Source organism: bacterium, assembly GCA_021372515.1.
Lineage (GTDB): Bacteria > Gemmatimonadota > Glassbacteria > GWA2-58-10 > GWA2-58-10 > JAJFUG01.
Window position 1 is genome coordinate 1 of record JAJFUG010000187.1, and the last position, 6539, is coordinate 6539.

The window sequence follows — 6539 nt, forward strand, 5'->3', positions numbered from 1 at the left end:
CCGGCCCGCGTGGCTGAACGCCACCGCCGTGTGGTGCGGGAAATGACCGCCGATCAGCACGTGACGGTAGAAGCGCGCCATCTGCGGCACCGCGATCACCCCTATCCCACCGAACGACTGCGGGTCCATCTCCAGCACCTCGCCCTGGGCGGCGTAGGCCCCCAGGCTGCAATCCGCCGCGCCCTGCAGGCGGAAAATAGTGACCGGCCCCGGACGGAGCGCGCCCTCCAGGGTGCCGCGGGTGATATCCGGCTCCCGCCCCGGTTCCATCAGACGGTGCATGATCAGCTGGTGCTTGAGGCAGAAACCGGTCATGCAGACCGCCGGCGTGTTGCCGCAGTGGAAGCCCATGAACAGGTCATCCGCGCGGTAGTCGGCCACCACCGGGCCGGCTTTCTCGTACATCTCGCGCGGCACGCTGTTGTTGATATCGAGCAGCGTGGCGGGCGAACCGGAGGCCACCGTGGCCATGTACTGGCTGAGCGCGCCGTAGAGGTCCACCTCGCAGGCCACCGGCATGCCGCGGGCGGCCAGACGGCTGTTCACGTAGCAGGGCACGCAGCCGAAGTATTTCTCGAACGAGGGCCAGCACTTGTTGGCGAACACCGCGTAACGGCTTGCCCCCAGGTTCCGCTCGCAGAAACCGGTCAGGGCCAGCTCCAGGCGGGCCAGACGCTCAAGCAGGGTGCGGTCCTGGCCGCCGCCCAGCTCGCGCTCCATGTCTTTCATCACTGCAGCGGTGGCCGGGTAGCCCTCGGCCTGACAGTAGATGTCGTAGAGGTCCAGCTCACTGTTTTCCATCACCTCCACGCCCAGGTCGTAGAGCGGCTTGACCGGTGCGTTGCAGGCCAGGAAATCCTGAGGCCGCGGCCCGAAGCTCATGATCTTGAGGGCCCTCACCCCCAGCACCACGCGGGCCACCGGGACAAACTCGCCGATCCGCCTGGCCGCCTCGGCGGGGGTGGCCACAGGGGACTCGGGGATATGCACCCGCAGGCCGCGCAGGCCGCAGTTGTAGGAGGCGTTGAGCAGCCCGCAGTAGGCGTCCCCGCGGCCCTCCACCAGACCGTCCGCCATCTGCTCGGCCGCGGCCACGAGCATCACCGGCCCGTCGAACCGCTGCGCCAGAAGGCTGAGCGGCCCTTCCGGCCCGAAATTGCCCAGGTAGATCACCAGGGCGTTGGCCCCCTTGTCACGCAGCTCGGCCTCGGCTGTGGCCAGGTCTTTCTCGCCCTCCAGCACGGTGGAGCATTCCAGCACATCCAGTCCGAGCTTGCGGCATTCGGCCGCCACGCGCCCGCGGCGGCGCTCCGAAAGCTCCCTGGGGAAACAGTCGCGGCTCACCGCCAGCAGGCCGATTTTGACTTCCGGGATATTGTTCATCTTTTCCTCCGGTGTTTCCATCTCAGGTCACAACCCAAGCAGAAATGAAAGCGCACAACCCAAGGCCTATTCAGCAAGTCCCGGCGTTATCGTAGGGGCGGGATATATCGCAGCCTTTTACAGGGGCACGGCATCGCATGCCCCTAAAGGCATTTTCGTTCTCTTGGTTACGGTCAAGAGAACCAGAAACCATTGGGGGGCCGTAAACTCGCCCCAGCATCGGCTGATTTATTGCCTCCGGTGTGCATGGGGATCTTTCACGCTGCCTTCAGCGCCGGGCGGCGCTGCCGCGAATCGCCCGCCCGGCCGCGAGGCTACCCGCGGCTTCGGTGTGCACGGGGCGTCTACTCCGCTCCCGTGGTGAGGCTCAAACATACGGCCCCCGAGCGGCCCTGTGGGCCGCTTCCGGGGGAAAGCACGGGCATCCAACCTAATCACTAACCATCCGGACTTCCCACCCTTGGCTCAAAAATGAGAGGAGAATTCAGGCACCCCCTCTACTCGGCCACGCCGCGGGTCTGCTCCTCGACGAAAGCGCCCAGACGGTTGTAGTCCGCGTAAAGGCGGTCGTAGATGGCTTTCCGTCCGGCATCCGGCAGGTACTCGCGCTCGAACCCGGCATCCATCGCGGCCTGGGCCGAGGATACATCCGGGTAGAGCCCGGCCGCCACCGCGGCGAACATGGCCGCCCCCAGGGCGCAGGCCTGGTCGCATGCCGACACCCCGATCCGGCAGCCGAACACATCGGCCAGCACCTGCATGGCGAAGGGGTTCTGACGGGCCACGCCGCCCAGGGCTATGACCCCCTGAATCGGCACACCCTCCTGCGCGAAACGCTCCACGATCTTGCGCGCCCCGAACGCGGTGGACTCGACCAGGGCGCGGAAAATCGCCGGGGCCGTGCTGCCCAGGGTCAGGCCGGTGATCGCCCCGCGCAGGCGCTGGTCGGCGAACGGGGTGCGGCGGCCGTTCAGCCAGTCCAGGGCCAGGATGCCGCTGGAGCCGGGGGCGAGTCTCTCGGCGCCCTCGGTCAGGGCGGCGTAGATGCCCTCGCGCAGGGCGCGCTCCAGGCTTTCGGTTTTCTGCGGCACCTCGGGCACGTGGCTGAGCGGCCACAGAAGCAGCGAGCGCAGCCAGGCGAACACATCCCCGAACGCCGACTGCCCGGCCTCCAGGCCGAGCTGGCCCGGTATCACCGAGCCGTCCACCTGGCCGCAGATACCCCGCACCAGCTTGCCCTCCAGGCCCTCGTGCGGCGCCACCAGGATATCGCAGGTCGAGGTGCCGATAACCTTGGTCAGGATGTAGGGACGGATGCCCGCGCCCACCGCACCCATGTGTGCGTCGAACGCCCCCACGGCCACGGGCAGGCCGGCGGGAAGGCCCAGACGCGCGGCCCATTCCGGGCAGAGATGCCCGGCCAGCTTGTCCGAGGTGAAAGTCTCGCTGTAAAGGCGCGGGCGCAGACCCTCCAGGCGCGGGTCGAGCCGGGCGAGGAACGTCTCGGACGGCAGCCCGTCGAACGAGGCGTGCCACATCGCCTTGTGCCCGGCGGCGCAGCGGCTGCGTTTCACCTGCCGCGGGTCATCCAGCCCGCAGAGCAGGGCCGGGATCCAGTCACAGTTCTCCATCCAGGTCCAGGCCGCCGCGGCCACCTCAGGGTCGGAGCGCAGCACGTGCAGGATCTTGGACCAGAACCACTCCGAGCTGTACACCCCGCCCGAGTACATCGTGAAATCCACTCCGCCCCAGGAGCGGGCCAGGTCGTTGATTTCCTCGGCTTCGGCCACCGCGGTGTGGTCTTTCCAGAGGATGAACATGGCGTTGGGGTTGTCTTTGAACTTGGGGTGCAAGGCCAGGGGCATGCCCTTGCGGTCCAGCGGCCCCGGGGTGCTGCCGGTGGTGTCCACGGCCAGTCCGCACACCAGACTGGCCGCGCCGTGGGGGGCGCGCTCCAGGGCCCCGCGCACGCTGGCGGTCAGGGCCTCGATATGGTCAAGGGGATGCTGACGGAACTGGTTGCGGGAGGAATCGCAGTAGCGGCCCTGGCTCCAGCGCTCGAAACGGGCCACAGCGGTCGCCCGCTCGGCCCCGTCCGAGGCGTCCACCAGCAGCGCACGCACTGAATCCGTGCCGAAATCTATGCCGAGCACCAGGTTTCTCTCCATTTCGCACCTCACGTCTGAAATTGATCCGGGTCGGAAATTGTCCAGTTCAGGCGCGCTCACGCTCCAGCTTTTCCTGTACGCCGCTCTCGCGGTAGGCCGCGAGCGGGCAGGGGTGCAGGCCCTGACGGTGGTAGGCCTCCATCACGACCGGGGCCGTGTCGGCGTGCAGAAGGGCGCGCTCGTACTCGACATTGGCCGTTAGGGGGTCGGGGTTGCGGCGGGCCGCGGCCAGGGCTTCGGTGTCCAGAAGCAGCGCCCGGGCGAACGAGCGCTTGAGCGCATCCAGCGACTTGAGCACCGAGGGAATGCGCGCCTCGGCGCGGGCCATCTGGTCCAGGGCCAGGCTCCAGTTACGACCCGGGTCCGCGTTCAGCACCACGCCGCCGGTAACCAGCTCGCTGAAAATCCGGGCCAGCTCGTAGTTCGCCTCCACCGAGTGGTCGTCATCCGCCGCGTAGCGCGTGTTGAAATGGAACCCGCCGCGCACGCCGAAAGCGATCAGGGTCGCCACGATCTGCTCCACATTGGTGCCGTGGTGATGGTGGCCCAGGTCGATCAGCACCGCGCCCTTGTCGCCGAAGATGCGGGTCAGCTCGCGCGAGACCCCCCAGTCGGGCACGCTGGTGCTGTAGGTGCCGGGCTCGAACACCTTGTACTCGATCAACACGCGGTCCAGCTTGTCGCGCACCGGCTGCGGGGTGCGGCCCCAGACCTCGGCCAGGGAGTCGGCCAGAAGGCGCACTTTCTCGCCCAGGCCGCGCTGGCCGGGGTAGTTGGTCCCGTCCGGGAACCACAGGCTTACCACGCCCCCGGCCAGCTCGACGGCGATCCGCGCGGCCAGGACAGTCTGCTCGATGAAGCGCTCGCGCGAGGAGTCATCCCGCGTGCTCAGGCTGCCGTCCCCGCTGCCGGCCAGGAAATAGGTCGGGTTGATCGAGCCCAGGCGCAGGCCGTGGGCTTTTAGCAGGTCTGCCACCTTGCGCGCCACCTCGAAATCGCCGTTCAGCCCATCCGCGCTTAGCGACCAGAGCACATGCACGCCCACCGCGGGCGTGGAGCGGGTGAGGCCGTGCACCACCGCGGCATCCGCCGCGATCTCGTCCATGTTGCGCGCCGCTCCTCCTCCGCCCGCGCCCTCGAACCGTCCGCCGCCGCCGAACCCGGCCCAGAACTGCCACGCCGGCACCTCCACCTCCAGCAGCGCGGTCTGCTCCACGGCCCGTTCCACGGCCACCTCACCAAAGCAGGCCTTCAGGTACTCCAGGCCCTTGATCCGCAACTGATCCAGTGAATGACTCATTCCGTAGCTCCTGATTCTTTTGTAGCCCTGACTGAATATCGAAGAGATTTTTATTGAATCGTTTGTCCTTCAATTTGGCCCGGACCGCCGTACGCCGGAAACCAGGCTGCCCATCTCTCCATTTGAAAAAGAGGGGCCAAGGGGGGATTCCAATTAATCGGGCGGTATGTATGCCGCCCCTGCGGCTGCCTACGGCCCGTGCAAGCTGTCATTCAGTCAGCCGACTCCGCCAGGGCGCGCTCCAACTCCCGCTCCCAAAGGCCGCGGTACTCCTGCGCCGCTGTCTCCAGCCGGGCGGGCAGCGGCTCGAATCGGCTGAGAGACAGCCCGGGCGGACACAGGCTGTGCGGGTGCACGCCCAGACAGGCGGCTTTGCCCACCAGGGCCGCGCCCAGGGTGGTGGTCTCGCTCAGCGCCTCGCCGCGGTGGCCCTGCAGGCTGTAGACCGGGCGTCCGGCCAGGCTCGCCAGGATAATCCCCAGGTGCGGGTCACGCGAGCCGCCACCGGTCAGGACCAGCGGCGTGTCCGCCGCCGGACACAGCATCCGTACCTGGTGCAGCGCGGTCAGGGCGGTGGCGAGGCTCGCCAGGGCGTGGGCCCCGGCGGCATCCGCCAGGAACGCCCCGCGGTTCACGATCCGGCCGGCCAGGGATGGGAACGGCCCGGTGCCACGGTTTTCGGGGGCTGTGCCGGGCAGGACAAAGCAGTGCCGGGCCAGCAGCACGCGCTCCAGGGCCGCGGCGGCCTCTTCCCCGCAGTCGCCGAAAGCCCCCGCGCCGAATAGACTCTCCAGCCAGCGGAAATCACGCCCGCCGCCGTACATCGAGGTCACCACCGGCGCACCGTCCAGCGTGCCCTGCACGATCAGCCCGCGACGCCAGCCATCCGCGGGCAGGGTTGTGGCGGCCCCGGCCAGGGCGGCCATGGTCCAACTGCCCGCCTCCAGGTGGATCGCCCCGCCGGAGGCGCCGAGCGCCGCATTCAGGGGAAGATGAGACAGGCAGGTGTCATGACCGCCTGGGGTGACCAGCACATTGCCAGGAAGCCCCAGGCGCGAGGCCTGGGCCGCGGGCGCCTGTCCCAGGGGACAGTAGGCCACGGCTGCGGCTTCCGGCACCAGACGGCCGAAAGCCCCGATTTTCCGCGCCGCCGCACTGGGCGTACCCGGCGCTGCGGTGACATCCCGCGCCCCGCTGTGGCACATCCAGTAGCTGTGCTCGTTGCCGGATGCGCGCACGGCGGCCCGGTAGTCCGGGCCCAGGAAATGGCCGCCGATCAGCACGCCCCAGGCAGCGAAACACTCGGCGCGGGCAAGGGCCTGCGGACGGACCATTCGCTCGAACAGCAGGCGCTTGAGCAGGGTCAGGCTGCCCGGGTAATCGCGCACCGAGCCGGTCTGGCGGAAGAAATCATCCGCGCTCCCGGCAATCTCACGAAACTTCGCCTCCACGCTCTCGGGGTAGGCCTGGCCGTAGGAGAGGGCCACTCCCTGCCCCGGCTCCTCACACAGGGAGCCGTCCCGCCCAACCAGCGCCGCCGAGGCCCCCCGCGCCGCGGGGGCGATCACCCGGCAGACGCGGCGCAGCCCGGCGGGCAGGGCCGCGATCAACGCCTCGTACCAAGCGAATTGCTCCGACACTGCGTTGTATTTAAGACCGTTCAGCTCGGCCACCGGAGTGGGCGCGCC

At 68.5% G+C, this 6539-nt stretch carries 4 protein-coding genes; all 4 read right to left on the minus strand.

Annotated elements, in window-relative coordinates; genetic code table 11:
* A partial coding sequence (locus LLH00_17120; protein ID MCE5273002.1) for a fucose isomerase occupies positions 1-1383 on the minus strand: 1383 nt, incomplete at its 3' end.
* Positions 1384-1880: 497 nt separating this feature from the next.
* Complete coding sequence (locus LLH00_17125) at positions 1881-3551, minus strand: ribulokinase (GenBank protein MCE5273003.1); 1671 nt, start codon at positions 3549-3551, stop codon at positions 1881-1883.
* Positions 3552-3597: 46 nt separating this feature from the next.
* On the minus strand, positions 3598-4851 hold the full coding sequence (locus LLH00_17130) for an L-rhamnose isomerase (protein MCE5273004.1): 1254 nt from the start codon (positions 4849-4851) through the stop codon (positions 3598-3600).
* A 212-nt stretch (positions 4852-5063) separates the two neighbouring features.
* The coding region (locus LLH00_17135; protein ID MCE5273005.1) for a hypothetical protein at positions 5064-6539 on the minus strand (1476 nt) is incomplete at its 5' end.

Excerpts from the sequence above, each read along its gene's own strand:
- LLH00_17125 (MCE5273003.1), bottom strand. The coding sequence starts at position 3,551 with ATGGAGAGAAACCTGGTGCTCGGCATAGATTTCGGCACGGATTCAGTG.
- LLH00_17130 (MCE5273004.1), bottom strand. The coding sequence starts at position 4,851 with ATGAGTCATTCACTGGATCAGTTGCGGATCAAGGGCCTGGAGTACCTG.